The organism is Pseudoflavonifractor phocaeensis, from assembly GCF_021531375.1.
Classification (GTDB): domain Bacteria; phylum Bacillota; class Clostridia; order Oscillospirales; family Oscillospiraceae; genus Lawsonibacter; species Lawsonibacter phocaeensis_B.
In genome coordinates, this window is the sequence record NZ_JADYTU010000014.1 from 34978 (window position 1) to 55683 (window position 20706).

Genomic DNA, 20706 nt, shown 5'->3' on the forward strand with positions numbered 1-20706 from the left:
GCAGAGTGTCAAAGAGAGGAACGGCGTGCTTTTGAAACTTTAACACAATATTCAATTTCATCTTGGCCGCGGTTGTGATATGATAAAGAAAATAAAAGGCGGCCCTCGGGACCGCATCCTCAGGAGGCATGAACATGTATCAGTCCATCGGCTTTATCGGCACCGGCAGCATGGGCTCCGCCCTGGCCCGGGCAGCCGACAAGGGAGCGGCGGAGAGCGCCGTTTTGTACCTGTCCAACCGGACCCCCGCCAAGGCGGAGAAGCTGGCCGGGGAGCTGACCCGGGCCCGGACCGCTACCAACGGAGAGATCGCCCAAGGCTGCGATCTGATCTTCCTGGGGGTGAAGCCCCAGATGATGGCCGGGGTCTTGGCGGAGCTTTCCCCCATCCTGGCCGGCCGGACCGGCCGCTTCGTGCTGGCCACCATGGCCGCCGGCCTGTCCTGCGCCCGCATCCGGGAGCTGGCGGGGCTGGACTGCCCCGTCATTCGGCTGATGCCCAACACCCCCGCCGCCATTGGGGCAGGCGTGGTGCAGTACTGCGGCCTGGGGGCGGCCCGGGAGGAGCTGGAGGCGTTTGCCGCCCTGCTTGCCCCCGCCGGTCTGGTGGACCCGGTGCCCGAGGAGCTGATCGACGCGGCCTCCGCTGTCTCCGGCTGCGGTCCGGCCTATGCCTATCTGTTTATTGAGGCTCTGGCCGACGGGGGAGTGGCCTGCGGACTGCCCCGGGACAAGGCGCTGGCCTACGCCGCCCAGATGGTGGCCGGCTCCGCGCGCATGGTGCTGGAGAGCGGCAGACACCCCGGAGCGCTGAAGGACGCGGTGTGCTCCCCCGGTGGCACCACCATCCAGGGGGTGCGCGCCCTGGAGGAGGGGGGCTTCCGGGCCGCCGCCATGGACGCGGTCATTGCCGCCTACGAAAAGACCCGGGCGCTGGCCGGGAAATGAGCCGGACGTCATACGGGATGCGCCGGGAGCTTCCAACCGCCCGCTCCCGCGTGTTCACCCATGACTGTCCTGAAAGGAGTTCAACATATGCGTATCGTCGTCAAGGTCGGCACCTCCACCCTGGCCCACCCCACCGGGCGGCTGAACATCCGCCATGTGGAGGAGCTGGTCAAGGTGCTCTCCGACTTGAAAAACGCGGGCCACGAGATGATTCTGGTGTCCTCGGGCGCCATCGGCATGGGGGTGGGCAAGCTGAACCTGCCCGGCCGTCCCGCCGACATGCCCACCAAGCAGGCCGCCGCCGCCGTGGGCCAGTGCGAGCTGATGTACACCTATGACCGGCTGTTTGCCCAGTACAACCACACCGTGGCCCAGATCCTCCTGACCGGGGAGGACGTGGACCATGAGGACCGGCGGCACAACTTTGAAAACACCATGTTCCGACTGCTGGAGCTGGGGGCCCTGCCCGTCATCAACGAGAACGACACCGTGGCCACCGCCGAGATCAAGGTGGGGGACAACGACACCCTGGGCGCCATCGTGGCCTGCTCGGTAGGGGCCGACCTGCTGGTGCTGCTCAGCGACATCGAGGGATTGTATACCGCCGATCCCCGAAAGGACCCGGGCGCCAAATTGCTCCCCGTGGTGGAGGCGGTCACCCCCGCAATCGAGGCGCTGGCCGGCGGCAAGGGCAGCGAGCTGGCCACCGGAGGGATGGCCACCAAGCTCCGGGCCGCCAAAATGGTCACGGACCGGGGCTGCGACATGGTCATCACCAACGGCGAACACCCCGAATGCCTCTATGACATTGTGGAGGGCAAGGCGGTAGGCACCCGTTTTTTGGGTAAGAAAGCGTCCGACGGCGCATTTTAAGGAAATGAGGCTGGAAGCTATGACAACGATGGAACTGCTGCAAAGGGCCAAAGGCGCCAAAGCCGCCATGGCTCTGGCAGATAGCGTGACCAAAAACAAGGCCCTGCTGGCCATGGCGGACGCTCTGGAGCGCCACTCGGCCCAGATCCTGGCTGCCAATGCCCTGGATCTGGAGGCGGCCCGGGGGACCGTCTCCGACGTGATGCTGGACCGGCTGGCCCTCAGCGGGAGCCGCATCGCCGGCATGGCCGGGGGCGTCCGGGAGGTGGCCGCCCTGCCCGACCCGGTGGGCGAGGTCCGGGAACGGGTGGAGCGGCCCAACGGTCTGGTCATCGAGCGGACCGCCGTGCCCATGGGGGTCATCGCCATCATCTACGAGAGCCGCCCCAACGTCACCTCCGACGCCGCCGCCCTGGCGCTGAAGGCGGGGAGCGCCTGCGTGCTGCGCTGCGGCAAGGAGGCCCACCGCTCCGCCGCCGCCATCGTGGCCGCCCTGCGGGAGGGGCTGTCCGCCGCCGGACTGCCCCAGGACGCCCTGGGGCTGGTGGAGGACATCACCCGGGCCTCCGCCAATGAGCTGATGTGCGCCCGGGGCTATGTGGATCTGCTCATCCCCCGAGGGGGAGCGGGGCTCATCCGGGCCTGCGTGGACAACGCCACCGTTCCCGTCCTGGAGACGGGTACCGGCATCTGCCACATCTATGTGGACAAAGAGGCCGACCAGGCCATGGCGCTGGACATTCTGGAGAACGCCAAATGCTCCCGGCCCAGCGTGTGCAACGCCGCCGAGGTCTGTCTGGTCCATGAGGCCATCGCCGGGGAGTTTTTGCCCAAGTTCAGGCAGCGTATGGTGGACGACCGCCGGGAAAAGGGCCTGCCTCCGGTGGAGCTGCGTCTGGACGGGAAGGCCGCCGCCGTGATCGACGGCGTTCCCGCCGGGGAGCGGGACTTTGACACCGAGTTTTTGAATTATATCATGGCCGTTGGCGTGGTGCGGGACGTGGACGAGGCCATGGCCCACATCGCCGCCCACTCCACCGGCCACTCCGAGGCCATCGTCACCGCCGACGAAGGGGCGGCCAAGCGGTTCCTGGCGGGGGTGGACTCCGCCGCCGTCTACTGGAACGCCTCCACCCGGTTCACCGACGGAGGGGAGTTCAGTCTGGGTTGCGAGATGGGCATCTCCACCCAGAAGCTCCACGCCCGGGGCCCCCTGGGCCTCCGGGAGCTGTGTACCTTCAAGTATGTCATCCGGGGCGGGGGCCAGATCCGGTAAGGGAAAATGTTCCGGGTGACAGCGGAGAGCCGGTGCGCTATGATGAAGGTGAGGCGCACGCCGTCCTCTCTCCGGCGCCGGGAATATGTAAGGACACACTTTAGTGGGGCGCGGCCCGCGGGGCCCTCTCACACCCGTTTCCAGAAAGGACTGATTCCAATGAATCGTTTTATGCGTGAATTTGTCGAGACCACCGGGGAGCTGCTGGGGTCCGACCAGGTGCGTATGATGGGCCGGTGGAAGCACCACGGACCGATCACCACCCTGGACCACTCCCTCTTTGTGGCCTATCTGTCCTTCCGGGCGGCCCGGGCCCTGGGTCTGGACGAGACCGCCGCCGCCCGGGGCGGGCTGCTCCACGACCTGTATTTATACGACTCCAAGGACAAGTCCGCCCACCCCGGCTGGCAGTGCTTCGACCATCCCCGGGCCGCCGCCCGGAACGCCGAGGCGCTGACCCGCCTGTCCTCAAAGGAGCGCAACATCATCCTGTCCCACATGTGGCCCCTGGGCGGCCAGCTGCCCCGGTCCCCCGAGGCCTTGCTGGTGGATCTGGTGGACACCTTCTGCGCCGGGCTGGAGGTGTTCCGCATCTATCACCCTTCCCGGCTGCGGGAAAAGCTGGGGGTTCGTCCCCTGATTCCCGCCGGCTGAGGGCAAAAAGCGGCACTCCTCTCCGAGACGGCGGAGAGGAGTTTTGCCCTGTTGAGCGATATTGTGAAGAAATTGCGGTTTCTGGCCCAATTCAAAAAAATTCCCCTTGCCATGGCTGAAATTCCCTGATATTATGCTATAATGTCAAATGGAAAGAAATGACGGTTTTCCGTCATTCGATTGCGATAGGAGGACAAGATCGTTATGAAGGATCACTCCGAGGCCCTGGCGGCCAAGCGGCAGGCCCTGCTGGCGGCCGGTGTGGAGATGATGGACCCCGCCGCTGTCTATGTGGAGGACACGGTGACCGTGGGGGCGGGCACGCTGCTGCTGCCCGGCACCATTCTGCGGGGGGACACCGTGGTGGGCCCCAACTGCCAGATCGGGCCCAATGTGATGCTGACCGGCTGCACCGTGGGGGAGGGGACCACCATCAACGCCTCCCAGTGCGAGGAGAGCCAGATCGGCCCCAACTGCCAGATCGGCCCCTACACCCACATCCGGCCCCACTGCGTGGTAGGGGAGGGCTCCAAGATCGGGGCCTTTGTCCAGCTGAAGAACTGCAACCTGGGCGTGGGCACTAAGATGGCCCACCTGACCTATGTGGGCGACAGCGATGTGGGCGACAACTGCAACTTCGGCTGCGGCACCGTCACCTGCAACTACGACGGCTTCCAGAAACACCGCACCACCATCGGCAGCAACGTGTTCGTGGGCTGCAACACCAACTTTGTGCCTCCCGTGACTGTGGGGGACGGGGCCTTTATCGCCGCCGCCACCACCGTGACTGAGGACATCCCCGGCGACGCCATGGTCATCGGCCGGGCCCGGCAGCAGGTCAAGGAGGGCTGGGCCGCCGCCAACCGGGAAAAGAAAGGGAAAAAGTGAGCCGACCCGCTCACACCAAGCATTGACCCCCTGCGAAGAGACAGAAAAGGAAAACGGGTGCCCCCGGCGGGACAGGGCCGGCGCGCACACCAAATTATGGGAGGAAACAACATGATCGCACATGGGAAGGACATCAAGGTTTTTACCGGCAATTCCAATCCCCAGCTGGCCAAGGATATCTGCAAGGAACTGGGTATCCCTCTGGGCACCTCTGAAGTAGGCGCATTTTCTGACGGAGAGAACTTTGCTTCTTTCTATGAGACCGTCCGCGGCTCTGATGTGTTTGTGGTCCAGTCCACCTGCGCTTTTGTGGACAAGGACGGCAAGCAGCATTCCGTCAACGACGCGCTGATGGAGCTGCTCATCATGATCGACGCCCTGAAGCGGGCCTCCGCCGGTCGGATCACCGCTGTGATCCCCTACTTCGGCTATGCCCGCCAGGACCGCAAGACCAAGCCCCGCGACCCCATCTCCGCCAAGCTGGTGGCCGATCTGATTACTGAGGCCGGCGCCGACCGGGTGCTGACCATGGACCTCCACGCCAACCAGATCCAGGGCTTCTTCGACATCCCTGTGGATAACCTGCTGGGTTCTCCCATCTTTGTGGACCATTTCATCCGCAAGTTCGCCGCCGTCCACGCCGATACCATGGTGGTGTCTCCCGACGTGGGCTCCGTGGCCCGCGCCCGCGCCTTCGCCCAGAAGCTGGATATGCCCATGGCCATTGTGGACAAGCGCCGCCAGAAGGCCAATTCCTCCGAGGTCATGAACATCATCGGCGACGTGAAGGATAAGCACGTCATCCTCCTGGACGACATGGTGGACACCGGTGGCTCCCTGTGCCACGCCGCCAAGGCGCTGGTGGAGCTGGGCGGCGCCAAGGACGTCACCGCCTGCGCCTCCCACGGCGTGCTGTCCGGCCCCGCCATCCAGCGCATCGCCGACAGCGTTCTGGACGAGGTCATCTTCCTGAACACCATCCCCAGCAAGCCCGGTGCCGACTGCCCCAAGATCAAGTATATCTCCGTGGCCCACATGTTCGCCGAGGCCATCAGCCACATCTATATGGAGACCTCCGTGTCCCCGCTGTTTCTCTGATCGAGGCTTGCGGCTGACCGCGCAGCGTTCGCTGCGCTGGCACCGCTTGTCAGATGAGCGGTGTTTTTCCCGGCGCGCTTGCCGCCGGGAAAAACAGAACGCAATTCTTCCGCTGCGGGGGGGCTTGTCAAAAAGCCCTCCTGCAAGGAGTTCCGCCGCCCGCAGGCGACGGAATAAAGTTAAATCATGTCATTTCCCGCGACATGCGCGTGGGAAATGACACCTCTCACGAAATTTTTGCCGACAATTTCGGAAGAAATCGAGGTGAAAATTTCGTGCTTTCCCATTCAAAAAATGGCAAAGCCACTTTTTTGACAGTAGAGGGGCGGGTAGGTTTACCCGCCCCTATTTGGATTGTCCGATTTTTGATGAAAACGAGGAGACCCACATGCTTTTCCAAAAAAATTCCGGCGGCGCCGGGTGGATTCTGGTCTGTCTGGGCAACCCCGGGGATAAATATGAGAATACCCGGCACAACGTGGGCTACATGGTGGCCGACGAGGTAGCCGAGCGGCAGAACAAGCCCATCCAGAAGCTGAAGTTCAAGGCGCTGACCAATCTGCTGACCATTTCCGGGGAAAAGGTGCTGGTGATGAAGCCCATCACCTACATGAACCTGTCCGGAGAGGCGGTGCGCCAGGCGGTGGACTTTTACAAGGTGCCCCCCGACCATGTGCTGGTGGTGTCCGACGACACCGCGCTGGCCGTGGGCCGGCTGCGTATCCGGGCCAAAGGCTCCGCCGGAGGCCACAACGGGCTGAAAAACATCATCCAGCACCTGGGCACCGACCAGTTCCCCCGCATCCGGGTGGGCGTGGGGGAGAAGCCCCATCCCGACTATGACCTGGCCGACTGGGTGCTGGGCAAGTTCGTGGGGGAGGACAAGAAGGCCATCGACGCCGCCGTGAAAAAGGCCGCCGACGCCATCGAGTGCATCCTGAAGGACGGCCTGGACAAGGGAATGAACCGGTTCAACGGGTGAGTCGGCGCTGCGGCGGCAACGGGTCGGTCCCTGCAAACTGCCTACACCCGGGGACATGGGCCGCAGGGCGGGGGCTTGCCCCCGCCTCTCTTGGCTGGCCGCCCCGCACCCAAAAGCGCCTCACCACAGGCACCCATCCCCCCTCTTCGCAGGGAACGGGGGGCTTTCCCACGCCCATAACTTCCAAATTTTGTAAATTTTAAAAGCGAGGTCATCCCCATGAAACTGCTCACCGCCGCGATCAACCGAATCCCGGAATTTCAGCAGCTCCTCTCCGCCATGGAGGGGGGCCGCTGTCCCGTGGCCCTGTCCGGGGCGGCCAACCTCCACCGGACCCACATCGCCGCCGGGATCGGTCTGATGACGGGCCGTCCCGTGGTGGTGGTGTGCGCCGACGAGGGGGAAGGGGAGCGGCTGGCCCGGGACCTGTCCGCCCTGGCGGAGCAGCCCGTCCCGGTGCTCACGCCCCGTTCCTTCACCTTCCACAACGCCGCCACCGTCTCCCGCCAGTGGGAGCACAAGCGCCTGGCCCTGCTCCGCCGGCTGGCGGCGGGGGAGATCCCCTATCTGGTGGCCACGGTGGAGAGCCTGCTCCAGCGCACCATGCCCCCGGAGGTGCTGGAGCAGTGCTGCGTGGAGCTGAAGGTGGGGCAGACCCGGGACCTGAACGACTTGACCGAGACGCTGACCGCCGCCGGTTACGTCCGCTGCGACCAGGTGGAGGGCGTGGGCCAGTTCGCCCTCCGGGGCGGCATTCTGGACATTTACGCCCCCGGCATGGAGGCGCCCGTCCGGGTGGAGTTCTTCGGGGACGAGGTGGACGCCATGGGGGTCTTCGACCCCGCCACCCAGCGGCGCACCGAAAACGTGGACTCCGCCCTCCTGCTGCCCGCCGCCGAGGCCCTGCCCCAGATGGCCCCCGGCGGTCTGGCCGGTCTGTCGGAGAAGCTGGGGAAGCTGGCCGCTAAGGCCACCAGAGACGGGCTGAAGGAGCTGGCCGCCACCCTGGAGCAGGACCGGGAGGCTGTCTCTCAAGGCCGCTCCTTCCCGGCGGTGGACCGGTATCTGGCGCTGATCTACCCGAAAATGGCCACCGCCGCCGACTATCTGCCCGGGGACGCCTGCGTTATTTTCGACCAGTGCCCCCGGGTGGCCGACCGGGCCAAGACCTACCAGTGGCAGCTGGAGGAGGACGTGAAGACCCTGATGGACCGGGGAGAGCTGGAGGGCTCCTGCGGGGAGCTGGCCCGGACCTTCCCCCAGCTGTGCGCCTTTCTGGAGGACTGGGCGGTGGCCTATCTGGACTCCTTCACCACCGCCGCCTACCCCACGCCGCCCAAGGTCCTGCTGTCCATGGTGGCCAAGCAGCTGCCCTCCTTCGGAGCCAGTCTGGAGACTGCGGTCCAGGACCTGGCCCACTACCAGAATGCGGGCTTCGCCTGCCTGGTGCTGGTGTCCGGAGAGCAGCGGGCGCTGGACCTCCAGGCCCTGCTGCGGGAGCAGAAGGTGCGCTCCGCCGTGGAATTCCGCCTGACGGAGCTGCCCAAGCCCGGCCAGACCGTCATTACCGTGGGGGGCCTGTCCGCGGGAATGGAGTACCCCGGCATCCAGCTGGCCGTCCTCACCGAGGGGGAGCGGGCGGCCGTCAAGCGCCCCCGGCCCCGGAAGGACGCCACCAACCGGCAGAAGCTGAAGTCCTACGCCGACCTGTCCCCCGGGGACCTGGTGGTACATGAGCACCACGGCGTGGGCCGGTATGTGGGCATGGTGAAGATGCCGGTGGACGGCATTGAAAAGGACTATGTGAAGATCGCCTACGCGGGCACCGACGTGCTCTATGTTCCCGCCACCCAGTTGGACCTGGTGTCCAAGTACATCGGCGGCGGCGAGGACGCCAACGAGACCAAAAAACTCAACCGCCTGGGGGGCACCGAGTGGGAGAAATCCAAAAAGAAGGCCAAAAAGGCGGTCCAGGACCTGGCAAAGGGCCTGATCCAGCTCTACGCCCAGCGCCAGCGCCAGCCGGGCTACGCCTTTTCACCCGATTCCCCCTGGCAGCGGGAGTTTGAGGAGCAGTTCGAGTACACCGAGACCGACGACCAGCTCCGGTGTATCCAGGAGATCAAGACCGATATGGAGCGGGCCACCCCCATGGACCGGCTGCTGTGCGGCGACGTGGGCTACGGCAAGACGGAGGTGGCCTTCCGGGCCATTATGAAGTGCGTCCTGGACGGCAAGCAGGCAGCCATTCTGGTGCCCACCACCGTCCTGGCCCGGCAGCACTATCTGACCGCCCTGAACCGCTTCCGGAAGTACCCGGTGAACGTGGACGTGGTGTCCCGGTTCCGCACCCCCGCCCAGATGAAGGAGACCCTGCGGAAGGTGGAGAACGGAGGCGTGGACGTGCTCATCGGCACCCACCGGCTGTTCAACAAGGACGTGCGCTTTAAGGACCTGGGGCTGCTGGTGGTGGACGAGGAGCAGCGCTTCGGCGTTCAGCACAAGGAGAAGCTGAAGGAGAATTTCAAGCAGGTGGATGTGCTGACCCTGTCCGCCACCCCCATCCCCCGGACTCTGAACATGGCCCTGTCCGGTATCCGGGACATGTCCACCCTGGAGGAGCCCCCCGCCGACCGCCAGCCGGTGCAGACCTATGTGCTGGAGCACGACTGGAGCGTGCTGGGGGACGCCATGCGCCGGGAACTGGAAAGAGGGGGGCAAGTATATTACCTTCACAACCGGGTGGAGACCATCGACCGCACCGCCGCCCGGCTCCAGCTGCTGCTGGGGGAGGACGCGGCCATTGGGGTGGCCCACGGCAAGATGGCCCAGGAGGCCATTGACGACGTGATGAGCCGGATGACCGACGGGGAGCTGAACGTGCTGGTGTGTACCACCATCATCGAGACCGGCATCGACCTGCCCAACGCCAACACCCTCATCATCGAGGACGCCGACAAGCTTGGTCTGGCCCAGCTCCACCAGATCCGGGGCCGGGTGGGCCGGTCCAGCCGGCGGGCCTTCGCCTATCTGACCTACCGGAAGGGCAAGGTGCTCAGCGAGGTGGCGGCCAAGCGGCTAGAGGCCATCCGGGAGTTCGCCGAATTCGGCTCCGGCTTCAAGATCGCCATGCGGGACCTGGAGATCCGGGGCGCGGGCAACGTGCTGGGTCCGGAGCAGAGCGGCTTTATGCTGTCTGTGGGCTACGACATGTACCTGCGGCTGCTGGAGGAGGCGGTGCTCACCGAGCAGGGCCAGCCCGTCCCCACCCGGACCGAGTGCGCCGCCAACCTGTCGGTGGCCGCCTCCGTCCCCGACCGGTACGTCCCCTCTCCCGAACAGCGGATGGACCTGTACCGGCGCATCGCCGGCATCCGGTCGGAAGGGGACGCGGACGATCTGGTGGATGAGCTCATTGACCGCTACGGCGAGCCGCCCCGGCAGGTGAACAACCTGATCTCCGTGGCCCTCCTCCGGGCGGACGCGGCCCGGGCGGACATCACCGACATCGACCAGAAGAACGGCGCCCTGCTGCTGACCATCCCCAAGTTCGATCTGCGCCAGGTGTCCCAGCTGTGCGGGAGCGACAAGTACAAGGGCCGGCTGCTCTTTTCCGCCGGCGACAAGCCCTATCTGTCCCTGCGGCTGAAAAAAGGCGAGGACCCCTTAAGAGCGGCACGAACTTTGGTTGCGGACTATGCCGCCGGGCTGGAGGGGTGAGCGCCCGAAACGGGTCCCCGCCTTTTGGGGGCGCAAGCCCCCCGCCGCTTGTGCGGCGGAGCGAGGGGCGGAATCTTGCCTTGCTCCCATCCGCAGTTTGTGTTATGATAGATACACTGCCGGCGAAAGCCGGGCGATTTTCCTCTTTGAAAGGAACCTGTACTTATGACTATGACAAAACGATTTCTGTCCCTGGCGCTGGCTCTGGCCCTGGGGACGACTTTGATGGCCGGCTGCTCCAAAGGGGACAGCTCTTCCGCCGACGCGTCCGGCTCCTCTTCTGCCGGTGCCTCCTCCGCCTCCCAGATAGAGCCCATGGACCTGACCGGGATCACCGACCCCTTCCTGGCAACCGCGGGTCTGGCCGGAGACACGGTGGTGGCCACCGCGGGGGACTATGAGATCACGGCCGACAACCTGCTCTATTGGCTGAACTACAACATCTCCTACACCCTCCAGCAGTACAGCTACTACGGCATGACCGAGATCCCCTGGGACAGCGACGTGGGCGGTGTCACCGCGGAGCAGTCCATGCTGTATACCGCCCTTCAGCTGGCCGCCTTTTACCGCCTGCTGCCCGAGATCGGGGCGCAGGAGGGTCTGAGCATTCCCCAGGAGACCCTGGACGACATGGATGCCGATGAGGCTTATTTCCTGGCGGAGCTGGGCAGCGAAACGGCGATGGAGCACTATTTCTGGATGGCTATGATGACCCCCGCCACCTTCCGGGAGAATTATCTGGCGGGCGAGATGAACGCCATGCTCCAGGAGCACTACTTCGGTCAGGACAGCGAGGGCTATCCCACCGACGCCGAGGTCCTTTCCTTTGCCCAGGACGAGGAGGGCTACTACCGGGCCAAGCACATCCTGCTGCTGACCAAGGATATGGAAAACTGGGTGACCAACGAGGACGGCACCTCCGGCTACGCCCCTCTGGGCGACGATGTGGTCGCCGAGAAGAAAGCTCAAGCCGACGACCTGCTGGCCCAGCTGCGGGCGGCGGACGACCCTGTGGCTCTCTTTGACACCCTGATGAACGAGTACAGCGAGGACACCGGTCTGGCCGCCAACCCCGACGGCTATACCACCTGCAAGGGTGAGATGGTGCCCGAGTTTGAGGAGGCCGCCCTGGCCCTGAAGGACGGGGAGATCAGCGATGTGGTGGAGAGCACCTACGGCTACCACATTATCCTCCGCCTGCCTCTGGAGGACCTGGACCAGTTCCGGGACGCGCTGGTGTCCCAGCGGATGCAGGACAAGAGCGAGCAGTGGCTGGAGGAGTATCCCATCACCACCACCGACGCCTATGACAAGATCGACCCCTCCGACTTCTGGGAGAAGGCCCAGTCCCTCCAGAGCGGGGCCTACAACGAGATCATGGCCATTACCGAGGCCAAGGAGGCGGACAGCTCCGCGTCCTCTTCTGCCGCTGGCAGCCAGGGCTGACAGCCCAAGGAAGATACATAAAAACCGTGCCTCTCCTGACGGAGGGGCACGGTTTTTATTGATGCGGATTCAGATCCGGCGGCGCGGTCAGAGGGGCTGGGCGGCGGCGACCAGCTGGATCTCCACCGGCGCGCCGCCGGGGAGGGTGGCCACGCCGATGGCGGCCCGGGGGCCGATACCCGCGTCCCCCAGCTGCTCAAAGAGGTACTCCGAGGCCACGTCGCCGATCTTGGCGTGGGTGGTGTAATCGGGGGCGGCGTTGACGTAAACGGTGAGGGACAGGATCTGGGCGATCCGCTCCCCCTCCGCCAGACAGTTCCGGGCGGCGGTGAGGGCGTTGGCGACCGCCTGGCGGATGGCGTCGCGGTAGAACTCCACGGGCTGGTCGGGGGAGACCCGGCCGCTCATCAGCAGGACGCCGTCCTTCCGGGGGGTCATACCGGCGGTGAAGATCAGGTCGCCATGGCGGACGGCGGGCTTGTATTTGCCCTGGGGAATGGGATTTTTGTTCATGTGGGGTGCCTCCTGTCTGATTGGGGTGGATAGGGTCAGGCCTGATAGCGCTGTGCCATCCGGCACAGTCGGTCCACGGCGTCCACGGCCGCCTTGCGGTCCTGGGAGAAGTTCAGCCGGACCCAGTCGGTGAACTGGGGACCGAATTCGGTGCCAGGGGTGACGGTGACGGCGGCCTGGGCCCGGCACAGCTTGACGAACTGGCCGATGGTGACCTTCAGCTTGGGCAGCCGGAGGAAGAGGTAGCTGCCTCCCTCGGTGGGGCGGGCCCAACAGCCGGGATATTTGGCGATGACGGCCAGCAGGTCGTCCCGGATGGCCCGGTGGTCGGCTACCCGGGCCTCCAGCCAGCCCTGGGGCTCGGAGAACCAGTTGAGGTAGGCGGACTGGCAGTAACCGGCGGCGCGCAGGGAGACGATGGCCTGGAGCTTTTCCATCCGGGTGATGATGGGGGCGGAGCCATAGGCCACGCCCAGCCGGAAGCCGCTGAGGGACTCGGTCTTGGAGGGGCCGATGATGGTGATGAGGGCGTCGGGCTTCTCCTCCAGGGCGCGCAGGTGGGTGTAGGGCAGGTCCGGGTCGAAGAGCTGGCGGGAGTACAGCTCGTCGGCGATGACGGCCACGTTGTACCGCTTGGCCAGACGGCCGATGGCGGACACCTCCTGGGGGGAGTAGATGACGCCGGTGGGGTTGTTGGGGTTGGAGTAGAGGAACAGCTTCACCCCCGCCTGAAAGGCCTGCTCCAGGGCCTCCAGGTCCAGACCGGAGTAGTGCTCCGTGTCCTGCCAGCGGATGGGCACGGGGACCAGCTCGCCGTCGAAGAACTCCACCAGCTTCCGGTTAGCGAAGTAGTCGGGCTCGATGATGGCCACCTTGTCCCCGGGGGCGATGAGGGAGCCCATGGCCAGGAACAGGGCGCCCTGGGTGCCCGGAGTGAGGATAAGCTCAGTGTCGGGGTCCACGGGAGCGCCGCTGAAGCCGGCCAGCTTTTCCGCCAGATAGCGGCGGACGGTCCCCTTGCCCCGGTACTCGGTGTAGGCCTGGCAACCGCCGGCCTCATAGCCTGCCGCAAAGGTCTCCAGACTGCCGGGGATGGGCTTGTGGGCGTCCACGTCGCCGTGGGAGAAGTCCACGGGAACGCCGGGGATGGGGTCGCCCTCCAGAGGCAGGACCTCCTGCTTTTGCAGGCCCTCCTGGCCGGGGGCGCTGTCCACGCCCAGCTTGGCGAATTTTTCCGTTAAGTGATCCATAGTCAAGACCTCCTGGATGGATTTGGTCGCTTTTATTGTACAGAGAGCGGGCGAAAAAAGCAACTGGAGAAACGGGCATTTCCTTTTGTATTTCTGTATACCCGGGACCGGACCATGGCCCAGGGGGCGTTTTTTCCCTTGTTTGAGCTCCGGCTCCCATTGAAAGCCGGGCTCTTTTTTGCTTCTCTCCAAGTTTCCCCAAAAATCGGGACAGGCCCTGTTCTATACTGATAGGACAACCGGACAAAGGAAAGGAGCGTGGTACATATGGGCGAGTGGCACAGCAGGCCGGTTACCCAGATCATGAAGGAGCTGGACAGCGGCCCGGAGGGCCTTACCGGCCGGGAGGGGGCCCGGCGGCTGGAAAAGGCGGGTCTCAACCAACTGGAAGCGCCCAAGGGGCCTTCCGTGCTGGCCCGGATATGGGGACAGCTGAAGGACCCCATGATCCTGGTCCTGCTGGGGGCGGCGGGGCTTTCCCTGGCGGCCAGCGGGGGAGAGGACTGGCTGGACGGGGCCATCATCCTTGTTATCGTCCTGGTCAACGGGATCATCTCCATTACTCAGGAGGACCACGCCCAGCGGGCGCTGGAGGAGCTGCGGCGGATGTCCTCTCCCATGGCCCGGGTCCTGCGGGACGGCAAGGCCCAAAGGCTCCCGGCCGCCCATCTGGTGCCCGGAGACGTGATCCTGCTGGAGGCGGGGGACCAGGTGCCCGCCGACGCCCGCATCCTGGAGTGCAGCCGCCTCCGGGCCGACGAGTCCTCCATGACGGGGGAGTCGGTGCCCGTGGAAAAGGAGGCCCTGGAGTCGCTGCCGGAGGACACCCCTCTGGGGGACCGGCGGAACATGCTCATCTCCGGCACTCTGGTCACTGCCGGCCGGGGTTCCGCCCTGGTGGTGGCCACGGGGATGGACACCCAGATGGGACACATCGCCAACCTGCTGCTGGAGGGCCGGGAGGGGGACACCCCCCTCCAGCGGAAAATGGCCGAGATCTCCAAGTCCCTGTCCTTTCTGTGCCTGTCGGTGTGCGCGGTCATGTTCGGGGTGGGGCTGGTCCAGGGAAAGAACATGCTGGAGATGTTCCTGACCGCCGTCTCCCTTGCGGTGGCTGCCATTCCCGAGGGTCTGCCCGCCATCGTCACCATCGTCCTGGCCCTGGGGGTCCAGCGGATGGCCGCCCGGGGGGCCATTGTGAAAAAGCTGCCCGCCGTGGAGACTCTGGGCTGCGCCAGCGTCATCTGCACGGATAAGACGGGGACCCTGACCCAGAACAAAATGACCGTCCAGGAGCTGTGGACGCCTCCGGGCGGCCACCGGCGGGACGCGCTGGTGGCGGGGTGCCTGTGCTCCGACGCGAGGCTGGAGTGGAAGGCCGGGGCGCCCACCGCCTCCGGCGACCCAACCGAGGGGGCGCTGGTGGTGGCCGCCGCCCGGGAGGGGGTGGACCAGGGCAAGCTGATGGAGGAACGGCCACGGAGCGCCGACATCCCCTTCGACTCCAACCGCAAGCTCATGTCCACCGTCCACCCCGGAAAGAACGGAGGCTGGACGGTGTTTGTCAAGGGGGCGCCCGACGTGCTGCTGCCCCTGTGCGTGGCTGGGCCCAACGGGCCGCTGAGCAATGACGACCGCCAGCGGATCCTGAGCGCCAACGAGGACATGGCCAAGCGGGCCCTCCGGGTCATCGCCGTGGCCCGGCGGGAGCTGGCGATCCTGCCCGCGGGGCTGGAGCCCCGGGCGGTGGAGAGCGGGCTGACCTTTCTGGGCCTCTTCGGCCTCATGGACCCGCCCCGGCCCGAGGTCCGCGCCGCCGTGGACAAGTGCCACCGGGCGGGGGTGCGCCCTGTGATGATCACCGGAGACCACCGGGCCACCGCCGCCGCCGTGGCCCGGGAGCTGGACATCCTCCGGCCCGGCGGAGTGACGGTGACGGGGCCGGAGCTGGACTTTATGCCTCAGGAGATGCTGGAGGAGGAGATCGAAAAGTTCTCCGTCTTTGCCCGGGTGTCCCCGGAGCATAAAATGCGGATCGTCCGGGCCTGGCAGAAGAAGGGCCATGTGGTGGCCATGACGGGGGACGGGGTCAACGACGCCCCCGCCCTGAAGGCGGCGGATATCGGCTGCGCCATGGGTCTGGCGGGCACCGACGTGGCCAAGGGAGCCGCCCACATGATCCTCACCGACGACAATTTCTCCACCATCGTCTCCGCCATCGAGGAGGGCCGGGGGATCTACTCCAACATCCGCAAGGCCATCCACTACCTCCTCTCCTGCAACATCGGGGAGATCTTCACTATTTTCACAGCCACCCTCCTGGACCTGGGCCAGATGCCTCTGGTGCCGGTGCAGCTGCTGTGGCTCAATCTGGTCACCGATTCCCTGCCCGCCCTGGCTCTGGGAGTGGAGCCGGTGGAGGAGGGGGTTATGGAGGAGCGGCCCCGGGACGCCCGGGCGGGACTGTTCAGCCGGGGGTTTTCCCTGCGGCTGGCCTGGCAGGGGCTGATGGTGGGAGGGCTGACCCTGACGGCCTATTTCCTGGGTTATGCCCGGCTTGGAGCCCCGGGAATGGAGGGGGCGGCGGCCAACACCATGGCCTTCGCCACCCTCACCCTGTGCCAGCTGTTCCACGCCTTTAACGTCCGCAGCGAGGACCGGTCCCTCTTCTCCCAGGGGGTGCTGTCCAACCCGGCCATGAACAGGGCATTTCTGGCGGGGATGGCCCTGCAGCTGTCGGTGCTGGTGGTCCCGCCCCTGCGGGGGGTGTTCTCCGTGGCGCCTATGAGCGCCGCCCAGTGGCTCGCCGTCGTTTTGCTGGCCATAGCTCCCATCCCTATCTGTGAAGCGGCCAAGGCCCTGGAGCGGCGGAAGGGGGCCGGAGCGGGAGTTATTTCCAAAGCTGCTGCACGTCAAAAAGCGGCAAAATAAATTTTAGTTTATGGATGTATTATGGGGCGTCGGGGCCGCCGCCCCCTACGCACGGTTTACAATATGGCTTCGTAGGGGGCGGCCTCTGGACGCCCCGCCCGTAGGGCGGCCCCTTGGGGCCGCCGCCAAAATGGCAGCCGTCGGACGGCGGGGGACGATTCCCCCCGTCGGGGGGGAAATGGCCGAAGGCCACAAGGGGGAGGGATAAGTCCCCGCCCTACCAAGCCCTTACCTTACATAAAACGATCAACTAAAATTTCCATCTCCGCACATAACCTCCCTCCATTTCGGCAAACTAAGCCGAAAGGAGGGAGGTTTCATGTCTCGAGCACCCAGGATCGATCTGCCCCACCCCCGGCAGGAGCCCCGCATCCCCATGCCGCTCTCTCTGGAGAACCTGGAGCGGGTCTTTGCCGACTGTGACGATTTCAACAAGCGGCAGGTGTATCTCCACGGCGACCCTTCCCGGCAGGTGACGGTGTGCTACATCGGCGGGATGGCCCGGACGGAGCGGCTCAACGACTACGTCATGCGGCCCCTGGCCCAGGACCCCATGCTGGCCTCCGTCCCGGAGAGCCGGGTCTTTGAGCTGCTGGAGAAGGGGGCCCTCTATGCCCAGTCGGCCACCCGCGCCACCGAACTGGACGAGGCGGCCCTGGCCATCATCGACGGCAGCTGCGCCCTCTTTTTCCCCGGCCGGTCCGACGCCCTGCTGATTCCCGTGGCCACCGAGGAGAAGCGCTCCGTGGGGGAGCCGGAGAACGAGCCGGCGCTGAAGGGAGCCCGGGACTCCTTTGTGGAGAGCGTCCGAACCAACACCTCCCTGGTCCGCCGCCGGCTCCGGGCTCCGGAACTGAAGGTGAAGGAACACACTGTGGGCCGCCAGTCCCTGACGCCGGTGGACGTGGTCTATCTGGCGGGCATCGCCGACCCGGACACGGTGGCCCGGCTGGAGCAGAAGCTGGACGAGATCGACATCGACGGGGTGGAGGCGGCGGGCAACCTGGAGGAGTATCTGGTGGAGGCCGCCCGGACCCCCTTCCCCCTCATGGTCTACACCCAGCGGCCCGACCGCTTCTGCCAGGGACTGCTGGAGGGACGGGTGGGCCTCATCGCCGACGGTATTCCCCTGGGGTGGCTGGTCCCCGGCACCGTGGACCAGTTCTTCAAGACGGGGCAGGACCGGGCCTACCACTGGATGACGGCCTCCGCCCTCAGCCTGATCCGCTACCTCTGCGCCCTGGTGACTTTGCTGCTGCCGGGGCTGTATATCGCCCTGGTCACCTTTCATCCCGAGGCAATCCCGGTCAAGCTGGCTTTGTCCATCGTCTCCGCCAAACAGGAGGTGCCCTTCTCCACCATCTTCGAGGTGCTTATCATGCTGCTGGCCTTCGAGGTGGTCCAGGAGGCGGGCCTCCGGCTCCCCAGCCCCATTGGAGCCACTGTGTCCATTCTGGGCGGGCTGGTGGTGGGCAATGCGGCGGTGGACGCCCACATCGTATCCCCCGCCGTCCTCATTGCCGTGGCCATCGCCGGGGTGGCCGGGTACACCATGCCCTCCCAGGACCTGGGCAGCGCCCTGCGGCTGTGGCGGTTTCTGCTGGCCATTCTGGCCAGCCTGGGGGGGCTGTTCGGGCTGACGATGGGCTGCGCTGCCCTCATCTATCATCTGGCGGGGCTGGAGACCTTCGGCGTCCCCTATCTGGCCCCATTCACCACGGGGACCCGGGTCCGGCGGGGCCACCCCAGTCTGATCCGTCCGCCTCTGCCTTGGATGAAGTGGCGGGACGGAGCTGTGAGGACGGAGAATCGGAGGAACCAGAGATGAGAAAAGCAATCGCCGTTCCGGCGCTGCTGCTGAGCGTGCTGCTGACCGGCTGCGGCCAGCTGCCCTACCCCCGGGAGATGGAGGACATGGCCCTGCTGCGGACCATGGGGGTAGACGGAGGCGGGGACGCGCTGACCGTCACCGTGTCCACCGGCCCCCGGGCCAGAGGGCTCCAGGGGGACCGGGAGCCGGCTCTTATCTTGTCCGCCCAAGGCGGGTCTCTCAGCGCCGCCGCGCTGACCCTCCAGAGTCTCAGCGACAGCTATGTGTTCTTCGGCTATGTGGACCAGCTCCTGCTGGGGGAGGATCTGGCCAGGGACGGCGTGTCCCCGGTGCTGGACTACTTCGCCCGGGACGTGGAGCTGGGCCTCGGGGCCCGGATCTGGGTGGTTCGGGGAACGGCCCGGGGCGCGGTGGAGTCGGGAGGCGACCAGGGGGTGGACAGCCGCCTGACCACCCTGTGTACCGACGGGGAGATGGGGGTGTCCGCCATCTCCCGGCGGATGGGGGAGGTATACGCCAATCTGCTGGAGCAGGGTAGCTCCTATGTGCCCGCCCTGACGGTAATGGAGGGGGAGGGGGCCGCTCTGGTGGACGGAGGCTACGCCGTGCTGAAAGGGGACCGGCTGGCCGGCTTTTTGGAAGGGGAGGAGGCCCGGGGGCTGGAGCTGCTGGCGGGCAAGCCCTCTGCCCATGTGCTGGAGGAGACGGTGGGAGGAGAGCCGGTGACGGTCCGGGTGTCCGGGGGGAGCGCAGCCTGCCGTCTGACTGACGAGGGAGGCCTGTCCCTCACCTGCCGTGTGACCGCCCGCCTGACGGAGCACAGCCGTCCTTTGACCGGAGAGGAGCTGGAAGAGCTGGAGCAGCAGGTCCGCCTCCGGGAGGAGGCACGGGTCCGGGGGACGCTGGACCGGCTGAGAGGCTGGGAGGCGGACTGCCTGGGGCTGGGGGCCAAAGGGGCGCTCACCGCCCCTGGGGTCTGGAGCCGGGTCCGGGAGGACTGGAGCCGGACCTTTGCCCGGCGGGAGCCGGAGGTAACGGTCCGGGTGGAGCTTCACCCATAATACGGAAAGAAACGGGAAGGGGGGCACGAATATGGAGGAGGACAAGATCTCGCGGACCCAGCTGGCCGCTCTGGTCTGGGCGGGGACGCTGGCCCCGGCGGCGGAGCTGCTGCCGGCGGTCACCCTGCCCCAGGCTGGAAAAGGGGCCTGGCTGGCTCCTGTCGCCGCCATTCCCCTGGTACTGGCCGCCGGCTGGCTTCTGAGCCGGCTTGGGGAGGGCTGTGGACTGGCCCGCCGGCTGGGGAGCAGTTGGGCGGGAAAGGCAGTTTTGCTTATATATATAGTATGGGGGGAGCTGCTGCTGACCCTCCGGCTGCGGTTATGTGCCCGGAGGCTGCTGTCCTCGGGACAGCGGGACGGGGCGCTGTGGTTCTTTTTGCTGGCGGTGGCAGGGCTGGCCCTCTGGATCGGACGGGGACGGCTGGCCGCCTTCGCCCGGGCCGGCCAGATCTTCCTGGCTATCCTGCTGACCGCCGGGGGAGTGGTGCTCCTGCTGTCCCTGACCCAGATCCGGTTGGAGCGGGTCCTGCCCCTGTGGACCGGAGACTTAGTACCCGTTCTCCGTTCCGCCCTGCCGGCGGCGGGGACTCTGGGATGGGGGCTCTGGGCAGCCTTCCTGACAGACCGGGTAAAAAGTCCGGAGCGGGACGGAGGGCGGCGTTGGACCTTTTGGGTGGTGGGGGGCTGCCTGCTGCTGGCGCTGTCCCAATTTGTGATCCTGGGGAGCCTGGGGGCCACTCTGGCCGGGCAGCTGGACAGCCCCTTCTTTACCCTGGCCAAGAGCGTGGGGGTGGAGGGGGCTTTCCAGCGGGTGGAGAGCGTGATCACCGCTCTGTGGACCCTGGCCGACCTGACCATGGCCGGGCTGATTCTGTTCAGCCTGCGGGCCATGGCGGCGCGGCTGTGCTCCAAAGTAAAAGAAACCCATAGCGCGGCCGCCGGTCTGATCCTGGCCGCTGCCCTGGCGCTGACGGCTTTTCCAGAGGAGACTGCCCTCCGCTGGAGCCGGGACACAGTCCTCTGGGGGAACCTGATTCTGGGGTTGGTGGTTCCGTTTCTGCTGGCGCTGCTGTTCGGCGTTTGGGGAGGATGGCGGAGAAACGGCATATTTTGTGATGAAAAAGGGGGTAAGACCTAAGATATGGGTGTGGAAAAGAAAGTGGAAAAAAGCTCGAAAAAAATGAAAAAAGGTGTTGACAAACGGGTACGGTTTTGCTAATATAAGCAAGCGCTCTG

Annotated in this window: 15 protein-coding genes; 13 read left to right on the forward strand and 2 right to left on the reverse strand. The window is 65.8% G+C overall.

Features of this window, described 5'->3' with window-relative positions:
• Positions 1 to 134: 134 nt before the first annotated feature.
• From proC to I6E39_RS06475, 9 genes are all read left to right on the forward strand, one after another.
• On the forward strand, positions 135 to 947 hold the full coding sequence (gene proC / locus I6E39_RS06435) for a pyrroline-5-carboxylate reductase (RefSeq protein ID WP_235380784.1): 813 nt from the start codon (positions 135 to 137) through the stop codon (positions 945 to 947).
• 87 nt (positions 948 to 1034) lie between these two features.
• Positions 1035 to 1820 carry a glutamate 5-kinase gene (gene proB, locus I6E39_RS06440; RefSeq protein ID WP_235380785.1) on the forward strand — a complete coding sequence of 262 codons (786 nt, stop codon included), beginning with the start codon at positions 1035 to 1037 and terminating at the stop codon, positions 1818 to 1820.
• 19 nt (positions 1821 to 1839) lie between these two features.
• On the forward strand, positions 1840 to 3096 hold the full coding sequence (locus I6E39_RS06445; RefSeq protein WP_235380786.1) for a glutamate-5-semialdehyde dehydrogenase: 1257 nt from the start codon (positions 1840 to 1842) through the stop codon (positions 3094 to 3096).
• Between the two features lie 159 nt (positions 3097 to 3255).
• Positions 3256 to 3750: an HD domain-containing protein gene (locus I6E39_RS06450; protein ID WP_235380787.1), complete on the forward strand. Its 495-nt coding sequence runs from the start codon at positions 3256 to 3258 to the stop codon at positions 3748 to 3750.
• Positions 3751 to 3954: 204 nt separating this feature from the next.
• A complete protein-coding gene (locus I6E39_RS06455; protein ID WP_235380788.1) occupies positions 3955 to 4638 on the forward strand; it encodes a DapH/DapD/GlmU-related protein in 684 nt (227 codons plus the stop codon).
• Positions 4639 to 4749: 111 nt separating this feature from the next.
• Positions 4750 to 5736, forward strand: coding sequence for a ribose-phosphate pyrophosphokinase (locus tag I6E39_RS06460; protein ID WP_235380789.1), 987 nt, complete (start codon positions 4750 to 4752; stop codon positions 5734 to 5736).
• 388 nt (positions 5737 to 6124) lie between these two features.
• Positions 6125 to 6718, forward strand: coding sequence for an aminoacyl-tRNA hydrolase (gene pth, locus I6E39_RS06465; RefSeq protein ID WP_235380790.1), 594 nt, complete (start codon positions 6125 to 6127; stop codon positions 6716 to 6718).
• A gap of 219 nt (positions 6719 to 6937) precedes the next feature.
• Positions 6938 to 10438, forward strand: a complete 3501-nt coding sequence (gene mfd / locus I6E39_RS06470) for a transcription-repair coupling factor (RefSeq protein WP_235380791.1) — start codon at positions 6938 to 6940, stop codon at positions 10436 to 10438.
• Between the two features lie 165 nt (positions 10439 to 10603).
• Positions 10604 to 11884 (forward strand): peptidylprolyl isomerase, encoded by a 1281-nt coding sequence (locus tag I6E39_RS06475; protein WP_235380792.1) that lies wholly within the window; start codon positions 10604 to 10606, stop codon positions 11882 to 11884.
• An 87-nt stretch (positions 11885 to 11971) separates the two neighbouring features.
• On the opposite strand, the gene I6E39_RS06480 is transcribed toward I6E39_RS06475, so the two are convergent.
• Both I6E39_RS06480 and I6E39_RS06485 read right to left on the reverse strand, forming a co-directional pair.
• Positions 11972 to 12397 (reverse strand): RidA family protein, encoded by a 426-nt coding sequence (locus I6E39_RS06480; RefSeq protein WP_235380793.1) that lies wholly within the window; start codon positions 12395 to 12397, stop codon positions 11972 to 11974.
• A 35-nt stretch (positions 12398 to 12432) separates the two neighbouring features.
• On the reverse strand, positions 12433 to 13647 hold the full coding sequence (locus I6E39_RS06485; RefSeq protein WP_235380794.1) for a pyridoxal phosphate-dependent aminotransferase: 1215 nt from the start codon (positions 13645 to 13647) through the stop codon (positions 12433 to 12435).
• Positions 13648 to 13914: 267 nt separating this feature from the next.
• Here I6E39_RS06485 and I6E39_RS06490 point away from each other — a divergent pair, with 267 nt between their 5' ends.
• The 4 genes from I6E39_RS06490 to I6E39_RS06505 all read left to right on the forward strand — a co-directional run bounded on the left by I6E39_RS06490 (position 13915) and on the right by I6E39_RS06505 (position 20608).
• Positions 13915 to 16578 (forward strand): calcium-translocating P-type ATPase, PMCA-type, encoded by a 2664-nt coding sequence (locus I6E39_RS06490; RefSeq protein WP_235380795.1) that lies wholly within the window; start codon positions 13915 to 13917, stop codon positions 16576 to 16578.
• A 319-nt stretch (positions 16579 to 16897) separates the two neighbouring features.
• Positions 16898 to 18406: a spore germination protein gene (locus I6E39_RS06495; protein ID WP_235380796.1), complete on the forward strand. Its 1509-nt coding sequence runs from the start codon at positions 16898 to 16900 to the stop codon at positions 18404 to 18406.
• Entirely contained in the window at positions 18403 to 19470 is a 1068-nt protein-coding gene (locus tag I6E39_RS06500; protein WP_235380797.1) for a Ger(x)C family spore germination protein, read from the forward strand. Before I6E39_RS06495 ends, I6E39_RS06500 begins: the two co-directional genes overlap by 4 nt.
• 31 nt (positions 19471 to 19501) lie before the next feature.
• Positions 19502 to 20608 (forward strand): GerAB/ArcD/ProY family transporter, encoded by a 1107-nt coding sequence (locus I6E39_RS06505; protein WP_235380798.1) that lies wholly within the window; start codon positions 19502 to 19504, stop codon positions 20606 to 20608.
• Positions 20609 to 20706 lie beyond the last annotated feature (98 nt).

Bases quoted from the DNA above. Each gene is read 5' to 3' on its own strand.
- I6E39_RS06460 (WP_235380789.1), top strand. From the start codon at position 4,750: ATGATCGCACATGGGAAGGACATCAAGGTTTTTACCGGCAATTCCAAT.
- pth (WP_235380790.1), top strand. From the start codon at position 6,125: ATGCTTTTCCAAAAAAATTCCGGCGGCGCCGGGTGGATTCTGGTCTGT.
- I6E39_RS06505 (WP_235380798.1), top strand. From the start codon at position 19,502: ATGGAGGAGGACAAGATCTCGCGGACCCAGCTGGCCGCTCTGGTCTGG.
- I6E39_RS06495 (WP_235380796.1), top strand. From the start codon at position 16,898: ATGTCTCGAGCACCCAGGATCGATCTGCCCCACCCCCGGCAGGAGCCC.
- I6E39_RS06490 (WP_235380795.1), top strand. From the start codon at position 13,915: ATGGGCGAGTGGCACAGCAGGCCGGTTACCCAGATCATGAAGGAGCTG.
- mfd (WP_235380791.1), top strand. From the start codon at position 6,938: ATGAAACTGCTCACCGCCGCGATCAACCGAATCCCGGAATTTCAGCAG.
- I6E39_RS06445 (WP_235380786.1), top strand. From the start codon at position 1,840: ATGACAACGATGGAACTGCTGCAAAGGGCCAAAGGCGCCAAAGCCGCC.
- I6E39_RS06475 (WP_235380792.1), top strand. From the start codon at position 10,604: ATGACTATGACAAAACGATTTCTGTCCCTGGCGCTGGCTCTGGCCCTG.
- proB (WP_235380785.1), top strand. From the start codon at position 1,035: ATGCGTATCGTCGTCAAGGTCGGCACCTCCACCCTGGCCCACCCCACC.
- I6E39_RS06485 (WP_235380794.1), bottom strand. From the start codon at position 13,647: ATGGATCACTTAACGGAAAAATTCGCCAAGCTGGGCGTGGACAGCGCC.
- I6E39_RS06455 (WP_235380788.1), top strand. From the start codon at position 3,955: ATGAAGGATCACTCCGAGGCCCTGGCGGCCAAGCGGCAGGCCCTGCTG.
- I6E39_RS06500 (WP_235380797.1), top strand. From the start codon at position 18,403: ATGAGAAAAGCAATCGCCGTTCCGGCGCTGCTGCTGAGCGTGCTGCTG.
- I6E39_RS06450 (WP_235380787.1), top strand. From the start codon at position 3,256: ATGAATCGTTTTATGCGTGAATTTGTCGAGACCACCGGGGAGCTGCTG.
- I6E39_RS06480 (WP_235380793.1), bottom strand. From the start codon at position 12,397: ATGAACAAAAATCCCATTCCCCAGGGCAAATACAAGCCCGCCGTCCGC.
- proC (WP_235380784.1), top strand. From the start codon at position 135: ATGTATCAGTCCATCGGCTTTATCGGCACCGGCAGCATGGGCTCCGCC.